This window comes from Massilia sp. GCM10023247, from assembly GCF_042653325.1.
Classification (GTDB): domain Bacteria; phylum Pseudomonadota; class Gammaproteobacteria; order Burkholderiales; family Burkholderiaceae_D; genus Telluria.
In genome coordinates this window covers 217,497-232,206 of the sequence record NZ_JBHSIB010000005.1, presented here as the reverse complement: position 1 = coordinate 232,206, position 14,710 = coordinate 217,497, and the positions used below count along the sequence as shown (strand labels likewise).

General features: G+C 67.4%; 15 protein-coding genes. 1 reads left to right on the top strand and 14 read right to left on the bottom strand.

The window, feature by feature from the left end:
- Positions 1 to 48 precede the first annotated feature (48 nt).
- The gene (locus ACFPAH_RS02485; protein WP_379740112.1) at positions 49 to 780 is read left to right on the top strand and encodes a helix-turn-helix domain-containing protein; all 732 of its coding nucleotides are present in this window, start codon (positions 49 to 51) and stop codon (positions 778 to 780) included.
- Between the two features lie 146 nt (positions 781 to 926).
- On the opposite strand, the gene ACFPAH_RS02480 is transcribed toward ACFPAH_RS02485, so the two are convergent.
- The 14 genes from ACFPAH_RS02480 to ACFPAH_RS02415 form a co-directional block, all read right to left on the bottom strand.
- Positions 927 to 1,613: a type II secretion system protein N gene (locus ACFPAH_RS02480; RefSeq protein WP_379740109.1), complete on the bottom strand. Its 687-nt coding sequence runs from the start codon at positions 1,611 to 1,613 to the stop codon at positions 927 to 929.
- Positions 1,614 to 1,624: 11 nt separating this feature from the next.
- Entirely contained in the window at positions 1,625 to 2,845 is a 1,221-nt protein-coding gene (gene gspF, locus ACFPAH_RS02475) for a type II secretion system inner membrane protein GspF (protein ID WP_379740106.1), read from the bottom strand.
- 31 nt (positions 2,846 to 2,876) lie between these two features.
- The gene (gspE, locus tag ACFPAH_RS02470; RefSeq protein WP_379740103.1) at positions 2,877 to 4,310 is read right to left on the bottom strand and encodes a type II secretion system ATPase GspE; all 1,434 of its coding nucleotides are present in this window, start codon (positions 4,308 to 4,310) and stop codon (positions 2,877 to 2,879) included.
- Between the two features lie 6 nt (positions 4,311 to 4,316).
- A complete protein-coding gene (gspD, locus tag ACFPAH_RS02465) occupies positions 4,317 to 6,650 on the bottom strand; it encodes a type II secretion system secretin GspD (RefSeq protein ID WP_379740100.1) in 2,334 nt (777 codons plus the stop codon).
- Positions 6,650 to 7,423: a type II secretion system protein N gene (locus ACFPAH_RS02460; protein WP_379740097.1), complete on the bottom strand. Its 774-nt coding sequence runs from the start codon at positions 7,421 to 7,423 to the stop codon at positions 6,650 to 6,652. The genes gspD and ACFPAH_RS02460 overlap by 1 nt, the downstream gene beginning before the upstream one ends.
- Positions 7,420 to 7,941, bottom strand: a complete 522-nt coding sequence (gene gspM / locus ACFPAH_RS02455) for a type II secretion system protein GspM (protein ID WP_379740094.1) — start codon at positions 7,939 to 7,941, stop codon at positions 7,420 to 7,422. The genes ACFPAH_RS02460 and gspM overlap by 4 nt, the downstream gene beginning before the upstream one ends.
- Positions 7,938 to 9,146 (bottom strand): type II secretion system protein GspL, encoded by a 1,209-nt coding sequence (gene gspL, locus ACFPAH_RS02450; protein WP_379740091.1) that lies wholly within the window; start codon positions 9,144 to 9,146, stop codon positions 7,938 to 7,940. The genes gspM and gspL overlap by 4 nt, the downstream gene beginning before the upstream one ends.
- Before the next feature lie 16 nt (positions 9,147 to 9,162).
- Positions 9,163 to 10,305, bottom strand: coding sequence for a type II secretion system minor pseudopilin GspK (gspK, locus tag ACFPAH_RS02445; protein WP_379740089.1), 1,143 nt, complete (start codon positions 10,303 to 10,305; stop codon positions 9,163 to 9,165).
- On the bottom strand, positions 10,305 to 10,925 hold the full coding sequence (locus ACFPAH_RS02440; RefSeq protein WP_379740086.1) for a PulJ/GspJ family protein: 621 nt from the start codon (positions 10,923 to 10,925) through the stop codon (positions 10,305 to 10,307). Before ACFPAH_RS02440 ends, gspK begins: the two co-directional genes overlap by 1 nt.
- Positions 10,922 to 11,299, bottom strand: a complete 378-nt coding sequence (gene gspI, locus ACFPAH_RS02435) for a type II secretion system minor pseudopilin GspI (RefSeq protein ID WP_379740083.1) — start codon at positions 11,297 to 11,299, stop codon at positions 10,922 to 10,924. Before gspI ends, ACFPAH_RS02440 begins: the two co-directional genes overlap by 4 nt.
- A gap of 2 nt (positions 11,300 to 11,301) precedes the next feature.
- Positions 11,302 to 11,796: a GspH/FimT family pseudopilin gene (locus ACFPAH_RS02430; protein WP_379740080.1), complete on the bottom strand. Its 495-nt coding sequence runs from the start codon at positions 11,794 to 11,796 to the stop codon at positions 11,302 to 11,304.
- A gap of 9 nt (positions 11,797 to 11,805) precedes the next feature.
- Entirely contained in the window at positions 11,806 to 12,258 is a 453-nt protein-coding gene (gene gspG / locus ACFPAH_RS02425; RefSeq protein WP_379740077.1) for a type II secretion system major pseudopilin GspG, read from the bottom strand.
- 133 nt (positions 12,259 to 12,391) lie between these two features.
- On the bottom strand, positions 12,392 to 13,153 hold the full coding sequence (locus tag ACFPAH_RS02420) for a HesA/MoeB/ThiF family protein (protein WP_379740074.1): 762 nt from the start codon (positions 13,151 to 13,153) through the stop codon (positions 12,392 to 12,394).
- Between the two features lie 86 nt (positions 13,154 to 13,239).
- On the bottom strand, positions 13,240 to 14,703 hold the full coding sequence (locus ACFPAH_RS02415) for a S41 family peptidase (protein ID WP_379740071.1): 1,464 nt from the start codon (positions 14,701 to 14,703) through the stop codon (positions 13,240 to 13,242).
- Positions 14,704 to 14,710 lie beyond the last annotated feature (7 nt).

Here is a 14,710-nt window from a genome sequence, read left to right as displayed (position 1 = left end):
CGCCTGTACATTAAGCGACGCACCGTTGCTAAAACGTACAGGATTCCCATGAGCTCACCCGAGCTGATCGTCGACGTGCTGCGCGCCGAGTTGCGCGCGGCCAATCTGACCTATAAAACGCTGGCCGAACGCATCGACATGAGCGAGTCGAGCGTCAAGCGCCTGTTCGGCCAGAAGGACATGCCGCTATCGCGGCTGGCGCAGATTTGCCAGGCGGCCGGCATCGCCTTCGAGGACGTGCTGCGTCGCGCGGCCGATGCCCGGCCCCAGACCGACGCCCTCACCCTGCCCCAGGAAACCTCGCTCGTCGCCAAGCCGCGCCTGCTGCTGGTGGCGATCTGCTGCCTCGGCTACTGGAGCATGGAGCAGATCGTCGAGACGTACCGGCTCACCGAAGCCGAATGCATCGGCTGCCTGGTCGAGCTGGACCGGCTCGGCCTGATCGAACTGCGTCCGCTGAACCGCTATACGCTGCGCGTCTCGAATGCCTTCCACTGGCTGCCGGACGGCCCGGTGCAGCATTACTTCCGCGAGCAGATCGTGCCGGATTATTTTGCCGGGCGTTTCGACGGCGCCGGCGAAACCTTGCTGTGCCTGCCGGCGCGGCTGTCGCAGGCCAGTGCGGCCGAGCTGGCGCAAAAGATCCACCAGCTGGCGGCCGAGCTGACGCGCCTGCACCGGCATGACCGGCGCCTGCCGGCCGGCGAGCGCGAAGGGATGACCTTGTTGGTCGGATTCAGGTCGTGGGAGTTTGCGGCGTTTACGGCGCTGCGGCGGTGAAGGTCGGTGAAGGGTTTACCGGGCGACATGAGCCCCGCGCATCACGACCGCTATCGCAGCCGCGTGTTTGCGAGCGGTGACCGCGTGGGCGGAGCCCACCCTACGGAGCGGCACGCACACGATTGCAGGGTCAGGCAGGCGGCCCTTTACTGCGACACCGGCGGGGCGCCGCTCACGGGGCTGCCGATCGCACGGGTCGGCGGCGGCATTTGCGGGGTTTGCGGCGGTGGAACGGTCGGGGCGACGTCCGGCGGCGGACCTTCCGGAGGCGGCTCCTGGCCCTGCGGGACCACGGGGTTGACCTCGCCCGGCGGCGGCGGGGCCTGCACGGCGCCAGGCGCGGTTTGCGGTTCCATGGCCGGCATCGCGCCCGGTGCGACGCCGGGTTGTCCGGCCGGCGGCGGGGCCATCGACGGCCCGCCGGACAGCGGGATCGCCGGGCGGGTGTCGGCCGCCAGGTCGATCCGCTTCATGACGCCGCCTTCGGACAGCATGATGTATTTCGGATGGACTTCGCTGATGCTCACGCCCGGCGCCAGTTCGCGCCCGACCTTCAGCGCCTTCGGCGGCTGGCCTTCGGCCACCAGGATGGCCACGCTGTCGCGGCCGGCCGAGACGATCCCGGTCAACTGGTAATTGCTGACGACGTTGGCGACGGCCTGGCCGCCGAACAGGGTCGCGGCGGCGTCCGGCGACGGCTCGGGCAGCGCGGCCGTCTGCACGGCGGCGATCGGCCGCTGCTGCGGCTTGTACAGCTGCATGCCCCAGTAGGTGGCCGAGACCGCCACGAAGACCAGGCCCAGCAGGGTGAAGAGGAGAGGCAGACGCTTCATCGGTTTCCTTGTTAGCGCACCAGCTGGTTGATTTCAATGATCGGCATCAGGACCGCCAGCACGATCAGGAGCACCACCAGGCCCATCGCCAGGATCAGCACCGGCTCGAGCAGGCCGGCAATGGTCAGCGTGCGCCGTTCGAGGTCGGCCTGTTGCGAGTTCGCCGCGCGCTCGAGCATGGCAGGCAGTTCGCCGGTGATTTCGCCGGCGCGGATCATGTGCACCAGCATCGGCGGGAAATGCTTTTGCACGGACAGGGCGCGCGCCAGGCTGACGCCCTCGCGCACGCTGCCGGTGGCCTGCTCGACCAGTTCGCGCATGGCGACGTTCGACAGGGTGTCGCGGCTGGTGTCGAGCGCGCGCAGGATCGGCACGCCCGAGCCCGTGGTAATCGCCAGCGTGGAGGCGAAACGCGCCGTGTTCAGGCTGCGCTCGAACTTGCCGTAGATGGGCGCCGTCAGCAGCCAGGTATGCCAGCGCCGCTTCAAAGCCGGGTTTTGCAGGGCGCGGCGCCAGGCGAACCAGGCGCCGACCAGCGCAATCCCGAGGATGATGCCGTAGGCGCGCATGAAATCGGACACGGCCAGCATCACGACGGTGAGCACGGGCAGCTTTTGCTTGGTGTTGGCAAACACGGAAACGATCTGCGGCACCACATAGGTGAGCAGGAAAATCACGATCGCGAACGCGACCACGGTGACGATCGCCGGATAGGTAAACGCCAGGCGCACCTTTTGTACCAGGGCATTGCGGCGCTCGATATAGTCCGCCAGGCGCGACAGCACGCGCGCAATCTGGCCGATCTGCTCGCCCGACGAGACCAGGCCGCGGTAGATCTGGTCGAAGTCGCGCGGGTGGTGCGAGAGCGCATCGGAAAAGGCGATGCCGCCCATGACTTCGGCGCGAATCGAGGCGATCAGGTCGCGCACATAGGGCCGCTCGGCCTGCTCCAGCAAGGCGGTAAAAGCTTGCTCGAGCGGCAGGCCTGCTTCCAGCAGGCTAGCCAGCTGGCGCGTAAACAGCGCCAGCTCGACCGTCGAGAGGCGCTCGCCGAAACCGCGCGCGCGGGTGACCCCGCTGGCGTCGACCTGGGCCGCGATGGCCTCGACGTTCAGCGGCGTCAGCCCCTGCACGCGCAGGTCGGCGCGCGCCGCGCGCGGGCTGTCAGCGTTGACCACGCCCTTGCGCGTGGCGCCGCCGGTATCGACGGCTTCGTAACGGAAGGCCGGCACTTAGTAGGTCCTCGCTGGGGTGATCATGCGTTCAGTCTTTCGTGACGCGCAGCAACTCGGCCTGCGTGGTGGTGCCGTCGCGCAGCCAGCGTTCGCCGTCCTCGCGCATGGTGCGCATGCCGCTTTGCTGGGCCGCGAGACGGATTTCCGCTTCCGACGCCTGATTGTGGATCTGGGCGCGAATGCCCTCGTTCGTTTCGAGCAGCTCGTAGACGCCGACCCGGCCGTGGTAGCCGGTATGGCCGCAGCGCTCGCAGCCGACCGCATGCCAGGTTGTGCCGTCGCTCTTCTTGCAGTGCACGCAGAGCTTGCGCACGAGTCGCTGCGCCATCACCCCCAGCAGGGAAGACGATAACAGGAAGGGTTCGATCCCCATGTCCAGCAGACGGGTAACGGCCGCGGCCGCATCGTTGGTGTGCAGGGTCGCCAGCACCAGGTGGCCGGTGAGCGAGGCCTGGACCGCGATCTGCGCCGTTTCCAGATCGCGGATCTCGCCGATCATGATCACGTCGGGGTCCTGGCGCAGGATCGCGCGCAAGGCCTTGGCGAAGGTCATGTCGATGCGGGCATTGACCTGGGTCTGGCCGACGCCGTTCAGGTCGTACTCGATCGGGTCTTCCACCGTCATGATGTTGGTGGTCGAGGCGTTCAGGCGCGACAGGGCGGCGTACAGCGTCGTGGTTTTACCGGAACCGGTCGGGCCGGTCACCAGCACGATGCCGTGCGGCTGGTTGATCAGTTTGTCGAACTGGGGCAGCAGGTCCGGGCTCATGCCGAGGTGGCTCAAGTCGAGCCGTCCGGCTTCCTTGTCGAGCAGACGCAGCACGGCGCGCTCGCCGTGGCCGGTCGGCAAGGTCGAGACGCGCACGTCGACCGGCTTGCCGCCCACGCGCAGCGTGATGCGGCCGTCCTGCGGCAGGCGTTTTTCGGCGATGTCGAGCTGCGACATGATCTTGATCCGCGAGATCAGCGAGGCGTGGATACCCTTGCGTGGACGCACGATGTCGCGCAAGGCGCCGTCGATGCGAAAACGTACGACCGAGGTTTGCTCGAAAGGTTCGATGTGGATGTCGGACGCCCCTTCGCGCAACGACTGCGTGAGCAAGGCGTTGATCATGCGGATCACCGGCGCGTCGTCCGAGGATTCGAGCAGGTCTTCGATGGCCGGCACATCCTGCAGCAGGCGCGTCAGGTCGAGGTCGGCGTCGAATTCGTCGGCAACCTGGTTGGCGTCGCCGCCGGCCGAGGCATAGGCGGCGGCGATCGCGTCGTCGAGCTCGCCGCGGTCGAGGCGGCGCAAGGCGATCCGGCCGAAGCGGCGCGACACCTCGGCAATGGCGGCCGGCGGCGTGCTGCTGGAAATCAGCACTTCGACGCTTTGGCCGGCGCCTGGTCCAGCATCATCGCCGCTGCGCGCCAGCACCCCGTGGTCGCGGGCAAAAGCGTAAGGCAACAAATTAGTCATGGTTCATCACTTCTGGTTCGGTGGCGTCACCGGACGGTATTCCGGCACCGGCGCCGCCTGGGCTGGGCTCGGCGCGACCTGGGCCGGGCTGCGGCCGGTATCGGCTCCGGTGGCCGCGCCCGGGCGCCTGGTCAGCGGCGCCGGCGGCGGCATCGTGGCCAGGGTGCCGCCGGGCGGCGGCTGGCCGTTGGTCAGCGGCGGCAGCTCCGGTGCGCCGATATTGCGCATCAGGATGGTGTCGTCGGCCGGCCGTGTGGTGGCGCCGAGGGCGCGCATGTATTCGTAGCGGTCGAGCGAAATGCTGTTGTTCTGCTCCTTGCTGCGCACCACCACCGGACGCAGGAAGACCATCAGATTGGTTTTATTCCGGGTACGGCTGCGGTACTTGAACAGGTTGCCGAGCACCGGGATGTCGCCCAGGCCACGCACTTTTTCCTCGCCGTGGTCTTCGTTGTCCTGGATCAGGCCGCCGAGCACGATGATCTGGCCATCGTCGGCCAAAATATTGCTTTCGAAGGCGCGCACGGTGGTGACGATGCCCTCGGCGCGGATCACCGAATTATCGATCCCCGAATTCTCGTGGTAGATCGACAGCTTGATCACGCCTCCCTCGGAAATTTGCGGACGCACCTTCATCAGCAGGCCGATGTCGCGGCGGTCCACGGTCTGGAACGGGTTGTTGGCGCCACTGGTGCCAGTCGTGAACGAACCCGTGATGATCGGGATGTTCTGGCCGACCTTGATGGTCGCCAGTTCGTTGTCGAGGGTGATCAGGTTCGGTGTCGACAAGATGTTGGCGGCGCCCTCGTTTTCAAGGGCGCTGGCCACCGCGCCCAGGCCCAGCTCGCCGTTGATCTGCTTGAAGATGCCGAGCGTAAAGCCCGGCAGCGAAGGCACCGAGGTCGCATTGTCGAGACCGGCGCGCGCGGCCGCGGCCAGGTTGATCAGGTTGTTGCTGTTACCGGAATTAAACGACTGCAGGCCGCCGACGCGGTATTTGCTGGTGTCGGTTCCCGACAAACCCAGCCACTGCACGCCGAATTCGGCGGCTTTCTGGGAATTCATCTCGACCACCAGCGCCTCGATATAGACCTGGGCGCGGCGCACGTCGAGCTGGTCGATGACGCCGCGCAGGTTGCGGTAGACCGCATCCGGCGCCGTGATGATCAGGCTGTTGGTGGAGGCGTCGGCCTGGATGAAGCCGGAACCCTGCCCGCCGCCACCGCCGGCACTGGTCGCCTGGCCCTGCTGGGCGAAGGTGTTACCCGTACCGCCCATGCCGACGCTGCTTTGCTGGCCCTGCTGGCCGCCGAGGCCGCCACCGCTGCCGCCGGTGCCGCCCTGGGCGCCGGCCTGGATCGAGCCGCCCGAGGTGCCCTGCTGCTGCGTCGGCACCGCCGAGGCGTCCTGCGACACCACCGCGCGCAGGGTCTGGGCGACGCGGGTGGCGTCGGCATTCTTCAGGTAGACGACGTGGATGTTGCCGCGTTCGGTCGTCGGCTGGTCGAGCTTGGCGATGAGCGATTTGGCCAGGTTGGCGCGCGCCTGCGACGGCGCGCGCACGACCACGGAATTGGTGCGCGGATCGGCCAGCACCGAGACGCGGCCCGAATCGCCGCCGGCGGCCGGCTCCATCAGGCGCGAGACCAGGGTCGCGATGTCGCTGGCGATGCCGTTGCGGATCGGGACGACGTCGAGGTCGGCCCCGACCGGCGCGTCGAGCGCGGCGATGATGCGCGACAGGCGGCGCAGGTTGTCGGCGTAGTCGGTGATCACCAGGCTGTTGTTGCCCGGGTTGGCCATGATCGAATTGTTCGGCGAAATCAGCGGGCGCAGCACGGCGGTCAGGTTCGGCGCCGACTCGTATTGCAGGTGAAACACCTGGGTCGCGATCTGGTCGCCCTGGATGCGCGAGCCGCGTTTCCCGACCTGGGTCGGCGAGGCTTGCAGCTTCGCCTCCGCTTCCGGCACCACTTTCGCATACCCTTCGCCGGTGGTGACCACGGCAAAGCCCTGCAGGCGCAACGCCGAGGTCAAGAGGCCAAAGGCCTGGCTCTTGGTCAAGGGTTTTTCCGATTGCAGGGTCAGCGTGCCTTTTACGCGCGGGTCGACGATGAAGGTCATGCCGGTGTAGTGGCCGACCGCCTTGATCACGGACTCGATGTCGGCATTCACGAAGCTGAGGGCGGCGGCATTTTCCTGGTTCTGGGCCTGGGCCGGCGGCAACGCCGTGGCGACCGCGCAGCACAGCAGGACACCGGCAGCGATACGGTGCAGTGCCGGAAAGCGTTCCGGGAAGCGGGCCGGGAAATCAGGGGTGCTACGGAAGGATGTTTTCATTATCTGAACTCTAATGCGATTATGTTTTTACCGTTCACCATGCGGCGCTGTCCCAGCAGGTTCAGCATATTGCCCAGGGTCTCTTCATATCCTTCGGCAGCCGACGCTTGCCCCGAAAAACGCAAGCGTCCGTTCTGCAAGCTTCCATTTCCCGACAACAGCAAGGCGCCGCGCACCGTGCGCAATACCAGATCGGCCTGAACACCACGCCAGTCTATCGCCATCTCGTAACTGCCCAGCGGCCGGATCGGCGCCATGCGCGAACCCATGTCGGTCATCGACAACACCGTGCGCCCGGTCACCGCGACGCTGGCCGGCTGGCGCTCGAGGTCGAGCCGGTTCCACGACAGGCGAATGATTCCCGAAGGCATCAGCGTATTCAGCGGCGCGCCGAGCCCGGCCAGGCCGTCGGCCGGCAACAGCAACTGTCCTTCGCTCACCTGCCAGCGCGACCAGCTGCCGGCGATGCGCACCGGGCCCGACAGTGCCGCAGGATTCTCGAGGCGCATGTCGACCCGTCCGAACAGCACCAGCGGCGACAACTGCCAGCTGAAGCGCCCCGGCAACAGCGGCGTCACCGAACCACCCTCGCCCGGCGCCCCGCCCACGAAGGCTGAGCCGTTCCAGAGCGTACCCTGCGCATCCCCGAGAGTCAAACGGCCTCCGGTCTGGCGTTCCACCATCGTGCCGAGCCAGCTGGCAGGCAGGAAAACGCACACCGTCAGCGCCATCGCCAGCACGAGTACGAGCAGCCACCCGAGCGTGCGCTTCATCGGGCGCCGCTGCCCATGTCCTGGCGCAGGGTCAGGCTGGCGTCGACCTGGCCAAGCGGGTCTTGCGCGGTAAACGTGCCTTCCTGGACGGCGATGCGATTCTCGCGGCGCTGGGCATCGAGCCAGGCGACCAGGTTGGCGAACGACACGTTGGACACCTGCAGGCGCGCGAACTCGCCGGTGAGCGTGAGCGAACCGGGCGTGATGCCGCGCGCCGTCAGGCTGGCCTGCAGGGTTTCGCGCGTCATGGGCGTGACCGGCACCGCCGGCTGGCCGACGAGCGCACGCGCCTCGTTCGCCATGCTGGCGACCTCGGCCGCCTGGAGGCGCAAGGCCGGCAAGGAGCGTTGCAGCAGGGCACGGCCCTCGACCGCCGGTTCGACCAGGCCGAGGTAGCCGAGCGCCAGGGCGACAACGACGAAACCGGCCGTCAGGTAGCGGCGTTCCTGTTCGGTGCGCGCGATCCAGTATCCCGCGGCGCGCTCGCGCGCCCGGCCGACAGTGTTACCCAGGCTCATGGCTTGGCTCCCGTACTACGCACCACCCAGCTGGCAGGTGCGGATGCTTCCAAAACGAGGCCGCGTGCGGACAGGGCCGCCTGCAGCTGGCGCAGCGCGTTCGGGTCGACCGTTTCCGGTTTGACCGCTACCCGCAGAGCACGTTCCTTGTATTCGATTGATGTAATCCCGGGTGGGCTCATCAGTTCACGTGTGGCCTCGCCCAGGGCGCCGGCCAGATAAATGAATTCGTCGGGACTGACCTGGCCGGTGCCGGCCTTGGCGCGGGCGATGTTCTGGCGCATCTGCGCGACCGGATCGGCGACCGGCTGGTTCGGGTAGACCGATTTAAACGTGTCGCTGATCTGCTGGCGCACGAGGTTGGCTTCGCCGCGCAGGCGCAGCCATTCGATATTGATCCCGGCCAGGTTGACCACCACACCCAGGAAGGCCAGCGCGATCGGCACGCGCCAGCGGCGCCAGTCGCGCTGGCGCGCACCGGCCGCGCCCAGGCCCGGCACCAGGTCGAAGCCGACGGCGCGCGCGCCGGCGATCCAGTGCGCCCAGTCGTCGGCTTCGAGCGCGATCCCGGGACCGGCTTCGGCCAGCAGCGCGCCGTATTCGCCGAGCTGTTCGCGCAGCACGTAGAGCGTCAGGGGCGCGTCGCCAGCCAGCGCGCGCGCGGTCTGCAGCGCGACGGCCGGGTTGGCTTCGAGCGCGAGGCCGAGCCCGCTGTACTGGCCTTGGCGCAACAGCAACTCGGCGCCGCCGATGGCGGCGCTCACGCCGCCCGGCTGTAGTGGCAGGCACAGCTGCGCCGGCAGCGCCTGCACCGCCCGCGCGCCTTGCGCCAGCAAGGTGCGCACCAGCGGCTCGAACCAGTCGCGCGCCACCACTGCCACCGGGCGGGTGCCCTCTGGGCCGGCGGGACCTGCCACCAGCACGCAGTCGAGCGGGTCGCCCAAAATATGTTCTTCGACCAGGCCGGGCAGTGCCGCGCGCAGGCGCGGGCCGGACAGCGGCGGCACCTGCAGGGAGAGCAGGTTGACGTCGGTGCCGGCCAGCAGCAGCACCACGCGGCGGCTGGCGGCGACGATGTCGGTCAGGCTGCGCAGCGGGCCTTCGCCTTGTTGTTCGATGTTGCCGCCGTCGCCGACGACGGCGTAACGGCAGGACGCGTCTTCGCCTTCTGCGCGTGCCGGATGCCGGATATAAAGTGTAGCCAAACCGTCTCGCTTTCTTTTAGTTTTGACGAACCCAGACAACTTTGATGCCGCCGCTGCCGATGTTGATCCGGTTGGCGCCGCGCTGGATCAGCGCTTGCGAGTTCAGTGCCGCGCGCTCCAGCCGGATCCGGCTATTGACGAGGAACCAGTCGCTTTTCACACCCACCGTCCCCTCCCCCACCGGGTGGCCGGCGCCGATCTCGCGCTTGAACATTTCGATATCGCGCCAGGGCACATTACGCCGCCGCGCCAACAGCGCATTGGCTTCGGACAGCGAATAATTCGGGATCACCGCTGCCAGCACTTCGGCCGAGGCCGTGTTCACGTTCACCGTCGTGCGATCGGGCAGCACGGTGACGAACGGGCGCAAGCGCTCCACCATTTCCGGCGTAAATCCTTTTACGGCCAATAAATCGTCGACTTCCATGAACTTGATCGGCGTGCCGATGCCTTCGCGCGACACCGGTAGCGTGTTGGCCGGGTCGACAGCGGCGTGTTCGCCCTCGCGCACGGCACCGCCGAAGCCGCCGCCGCCCGCGCCGCCGGCCGACTCCCCTTCCGGATTGCCGCCCGCGGCCGGATCGCGTTCCTGGCCGCCGACCTCTTCTCCCGTTTTCGGATCGACCGCACCGTCCGGATAGAACACCGGCTGGCTGGCCGCAACCAGGTTCGCCGCGCTGCGCGCCAGTGACGGGTTGATGCGCAGGTTGGTCAGCAGGCGCTCGAAGATGGCCAGGTGCGTCTTGTCGATCCTGTTTCCGATTTCCAGGTTGCGCAGATTGTAGCGCGAGGTGGCGTCCTCGATGTCGCCCGACAGGCTGGCGTCGAAGGTTTCGCCCTCCACGCGCTCGCGTTCGATGTACTGGTCGAGCCGGGTTTCCGCCAGGGGCGTGGCCCAGACGTGGGTCGAGGCCGTGTAGGTGCTGTTGTCGTAGCCGTCCTGGCGCAGCACCAGCGTGGCCCAGTCGAGCGCGCCGCGCAGGATCCAGCGCGTTTGCAGGTTCAGGCGCTGGTTTTCCATCGAGCGCACCTCGACCTGCTGCTGCCAGAACAGGCTGGCGACAATCGAGATCGCGAGCGTGGTCAACAGCAGCGCGGTGATCACGGCGACGCCGCGCTGGCGCCGCGGCGGGCGATACAGGTGGCGCGGCGGGCGCATCAGATATTCCCCAACAGGAAGGACTTGGTGAGCGGCTGCGGATAGCCGCGCGTGGCCAGCACGACCTGCACCCCGGTGATGCCGGTGGTGCCGACGATGCCCTGCGATGTCGGCTCGGGCTGCTTGCGCCAGGCATTGTTCTGCCACACCAGCACGCCCATCGAGTCGACGCCGCCGTGCAGGCGCACCGGCGGCGTGGGGTCGGTGTCGCTGATCGCGGCCTGCCACAGGGCGTCGAGCTCGAGCAGGTCGCGGGTGGCTATCGATTCGCGCCGCAGCAGCTCGCCGTTGACCAGGCGGTAGGCAACCACCTGCAGCCGCGCCGGCTGGTTTTCGTTGAACACGGTGCGCACCAGGGTCAGGCGGTCGTCGTCCTGGGCCAGGTAGGGACGGCGGCCCATCAGCGTGGCGTCGGCCGCGTGTTCGCAATCGCTCTGCATCTGGGCAAAGGTCAGCTGCAGGCCGCGCGTCATCTCCATCTGCTCGGTCAGGGCGACCCGGGCGCGCACGATGCCGTCCAGGCCGCGCCAGCCGAGCACGGCAACCATGGCCAGGATGCCGATGGCCACCAGCAACTCGACCAGCGTAAACCCTGCGTTCGCTCCGCGTCGCGCGTTCATCGCGGCCTCAGCACGAGTTGGACCAGTTTCAGGATGCGGCGGTTCGGGTTGTCCATGTCGAACACGGAGACCTCGACCCGGCGCAGCTGCGGGTTCGGGCTGACCAGGACTTCTTCCTGGCACATCAGGCGCAAATCGCCCTGGCCGCAGGCATAGCTGCGCTTGCCTACTTCCGGGAATTCCTTACCGAGGCGAATCTGCACCAGGCGGTTCTCGGCCGACCAGGTGGCCATCATCGAGGCGCGCAGGCCGGCGCTGTTCGAGGCCAGGCTGCCGACCGCGCGCAGGCCGGCGGCCAGCGCGGTGCCGACGATGACCAGGGCGACGAGCACCTCGAGCAGGGTGAAGCCGCGTGAATGATGTGTGCGCAGCATGCTTATAGTTCGCCTGGTTCGACCACCGTGAAATGGCCGATGCCGTCGGCGCGCACCGCCACGCTGTGGTTGCCGCTGGCGAGGGTCAGGATGAACGGCTTGTCGACCGGCTCGCGTCCGAAGGTGATGCGCAGCGTGTCGCCCGAGTTGGACTGGGGCGGGTCGAGCAGCAGGCGGATCGGCGCGTTGCGGAAGGGCCGCTCGCGCAATAAATCGTCCTGGGTCACCGGCACCCAGCCGGTATCGTTGCGTACCAGGAAACGGTAGCGTTCGGGAGTGGCTTCGAAGCTCACTTGCCGGTTGCGCACGATGGCTTCGTCGCGCGCCAGCTGCAGCAGCAGCGTTAGGCGCTTGGCTTCGTTTTCGAGGTCCTGGCGCGGGCTCGGAATGGCATTGAGCGAGGCCATGCCGAGCGTGATGCCGATGATGACCATCACGACCAGGATCTCAACCAGCGTAAAGCCGGCAGCCCTGCGTGGCGGCGCGACGCCAGCCATGATGTGCTGTTATCCCTGCCAGGAGCCGACGTCGGCGTCTTCGCCCTCGCCGCCGGCCTGGCCATCGGCGCCGTAGGAGAAGACATCGATCTCGCCGTGCAGGCCGGGCGACAGGTACTGATACGAATTACCCCATGGATCTTTCGGCAGCTTTTCGACGTAGCCGCCTTCTTTCCAGCCGTTCGCGGCAGGGCCAGAGGTCGGCTTGGCGGTCAGCGCCTGCAGGCCCTGCTCGGTGGTCGGGTAGCGCTGGTTGTCGAGTTTATACAGTTTCAGGGCCTGCATCAGGGTGGCGATGTCGGTCTTGGCGGCGACGACGCGCGACTCGCCGGTACGGCCGAGCAATTTCGGGACCACCAGGGCGCCCAGGATGCCGATGATGACCACGACAACCATGATTTCAACGAGGGTAAAGCCGCGCGCGAAACGCCGGCCAACTGCACGGTGCGAAACGATCTGCATAGTCAATCTTGGATAGGTGGGTGGAACAAGGTACTCGGAAGCCTGTGTCAGGCGCTCTTAGTATAAGGCCGAACGGTGGCAGCAACCACCGCCGGGTGCAACATTGTAAGGCAGAGAGAAAAGGTGCCGCAGTTCAACCGTGCGCGGGTCGCTCGGCGCAGACCGGGCAAGCCGGATTGCGTCCGATTTTGACGGCGGTCCACTCCATGGCGCGGCCGTCGAGCAGCAGCAGGCGCCCGGCCAGCGGCTCGCCGATGCCGAGCAACAGCTTGAGCGCCTCGGCCGCCTGCGCCGCGCCGATCATCCCGACCAGGGGCGCGAACACACCCATCGTGCTGCAGGCGACGTCTTCGAAACCGCTGTCCTCGGGGAACAGGCAGGCGTAACACGGACAGTCGGGACGGCGCATGTCGAACACCGACAACTGGCCGTCGAAGCGGATCGCCGCCCCCGCCACCAGCGGCACCCCGGCGGCGACGCAGGCGCGGTTCAGGGCATGGCGGGTGGCGAAATTGTCGCTGCAGTCGAGCACGACCGAGGCACCGCGCACCAGTTCCGCCAGGCGTGCCGGGCCGGCCCGTTCGCGCAGGCAGCTCACCGTCACCTCCGGATTGATGGCCCGCAAGGCAGTACGGCCGGACTCGACCTTCGCCATGCCGACGCGCTCGGTCGTGTGCATCACCTGGCGCTGCAGGTTCGTCAGGTCGACCTCGTCGTCGTCGACCAGGGAAATATGGCCGACGCCGCTGGCCGCCAGGTAGAGAGCCGCCGGCGACCCGAGGCCGCCCGCGCCGATGATGAGCGCGTGCGCGTCCAGCAGGCGTGCCTGGCCTTCGATGCCGATCTCGTCGAGCAGGATGTGGCGCGAGTAGCGCAGGAGCTGGTTGTCGTTCATGAACAATGCGTGCGGCGGGACGCAGGGTGAGCGGCGCTACCCGGGTGTGACATCACCCGCGGCGGTGACGCCGCCCGCCCCGACGTTTACTTTTTGAGTTCCGGCGGCTTCGTCTCGGTGCCGGGCAATTGCTTCGGCGTGGTTTCGGCCTCGACCGCTGCAGGTTTCGCCAGTTGAACCGGCAAGCCCTTGAAATGGTTCAGCGCCTGGGCCAGCTGGAAATCGTCCTTGCCCCCCAGTTCGAGCGGTTGGCGGTTCTTCAGCACGGCCACTGCGCGCTGGCGCTGCTCGGCGCTGTCGCGTGCCTCTTTCGCCGCGTCGCCCGCTTTTTCGTTTTCGCCGGACAGGTGGCGCTGCAGGTCGACTTCGCGCATCCGCAGCGCATTCAGGCCGTCGCCCTCGCGCGTTTCGTCGACCAGCAGGTCGGGCACGATGCCGCTGGCCTGGATCGGCCGGCCCTTCGGCGTGTAGTAGCGCGCCGTGGTCAGCTTGATGGCGGTGTCGGCGGACAAGGGGCGCAGCGTCTGCACCGAGCCCTTGCCGAAGGTCTGGCTGCCCATCACGATCGCGCGCTTGTAGTCCTGCAGGGCGCCGGCGACGATTTCCGAGGCCGAGGCCGAGCCGCCGTTAACCAGCACCACCATCGGCACGGTTTTCAGGGCCGCCGGCAGGGTCGCCAGCGGGTCGGCGCCGCGCGGCGCATAGAATTCGCGGCGGCCGTAATAATTCTGGTTCGAGCCGGGCAACTGGCCCTTGGTCGAGACGATCAGCTCTTCCTTCGGCAGGAAGGCGGTCGAGACGCCGATGGCACCCGGCAGCAGGCCGCCCGGGTCGTTGCGCAGGTCGAGCACGAGGCCCTTGATGTTCGGGTTACCCGCGTACAGGGCCGCGGTCTTGCTGGCCAGTTCGTCGAGCGTGGCTTCCTGGAACTGGCTGATGCGCACCCAGGCGTAACCGGGCTCGACCATCTTGGCCTTGACGCTCAGCACGCGGATTTCTTCGCGCGTCACCGGCACCACCCAGGGGCGGTCGTCGCCGCGGCGGGCAATGGTCAGCGTGACCTTGCTGCCCGGTTTGCCGCGCATTTTCTTGACCGCTTCGTCCAGCGACAGGCCCTTGACCGGGACGTTGTCGATACGGGTGATCAGGTCGCCGGCCTTGATGCCGGCGCGGTAGGCCGGGGATTCCTCGATGGGCGAGACGATTTTCACGTAGCCGTCTTCCGCGGCGACCTCGATGCCGATCCCGACGAACTTGCCGGCCACGTTTTCGCGCATCTCGCGATAGGCCTTCTGGTCGAGGTAGACCGAGTGCGGGTCGAGCGAGGCGACCATGCCGCTGATGGCTTCGGACAAGAGTTTCTTGTCCTCGACCGGCACCACGTAGTCGCTTTTGATGAGGCCATAGACATCGGCCAACTGGCGCAGCTCGTCGAGCGGCAGCGGACTGCCCCCTCCCTTCTGCGCCCAGGCCGAGACCTGCGCCGTCAGCGCCACGCCGGCGACCACGCCGAGGCCGACCAGGCCCATGCTTTTCAGTTTCTTGCCCATCCTTGCC

What these genes read in the sequence shown, in the direction of transcription:
- ACFPAH_RS02485 (WP_379740112.1), top strand. Translation starts at nt 49, where the DNA reads ATGAGCTCACCCGAGCTGATCGTCGACGTGCTGCGCGCCGAGTTGCGC.
- ACFPAH_RS02480 (WP_379740109.1), bottom strand. Translation starts at nt 1,613, where the DNA reads ATGAAGCGTCTGCCTCTCCTCTTCACCCTGCTGGGCCTGGTCTTCGTG.
- gspE (WP_379740103.1), bottom strand. Translation starts at nt 4,310, where the DNA reads ATGACTAATTTGTTGCCTTACGCTTTTGCCCGCGACCACGGGGTGCTG.
- gspD (WP_379740100.1), bottom strand. Translation starts at nt 6,650, where the DNA reads ATGAAAACATCCTTCCGTAGCACCCCTGATTTCCCGGCCCGCTTCCCG.
- ACFPAH_RS02460 (WP_379740097.1), bottom strand. Translation starts at nt 7,423, where the DNA reads ATGAAGCGCACGCTCGGGTGGCTGCTCGTACTCGTGCTGGCGATGGCG.
- gspM (WP_379740094.1), bottom strand. Translation starts at nt 7,941, where the DNA reads ATGAGCCTGGGTAACACTGTCGGCCGGGCGCGCGAGCGCGCCGCGGGA.
- gspK (WP_379740089.1), bottom strand. Translation starts at nt 10,305, where the DNA reads ATGCGCCCGCCGCGCCACCTGTATCGCCCGCCGCGGCGCCAGCGCGGC.
- ACFPAH_RS02440 (WP_379740086.1), bottom strand. Translation starts at nt 10,925, where the DNA reads ATGAACGCGCGACGCGGAGCGAACGCAGGGTTTACGCTGGTCGAGTTG.
- gspI (WP_379740083.1), bottom strand. Translation starts at nt 11,299, where the DNA reads ATGCTGCGCACACATCATTCACGCGGCTTCACCCTGCTCGAGGTGCTC.
- ACFPAH_RS02430 (WP_379740080.1), bottom strand. Translation starts at nt 11,796, where the DNA reads ATGGCTGGCGTCGCGCCGCCACGCAGGGCTGCCGGCTTTACGCTGGTT.
- gspG (WP_379740077.1), bottom strand. Translation starts at nt 12,258, where the DNA reads ATGCAGATCGTTTCGCACCGTGCAGTTGGCCGGCGTTTCGCGCGCGGC.
- ACFPAH_RS02420 (WP_379740074.1), bottom strand. Translation starts at nt 13,153, where the DNA reads ATGAACGACAACCAGCTCCTGCGCTACTCGCGCCACATCCTGCTCGAC.
- ACFPAH_RS02415 (WP_379740071.1), bottom strand. Translation starts at nt 14,703, where the DNA reads ATGGGCAAGAAACTGAAAAGCATGGGCCTGGTCGGCCTCGGCGTGGTC.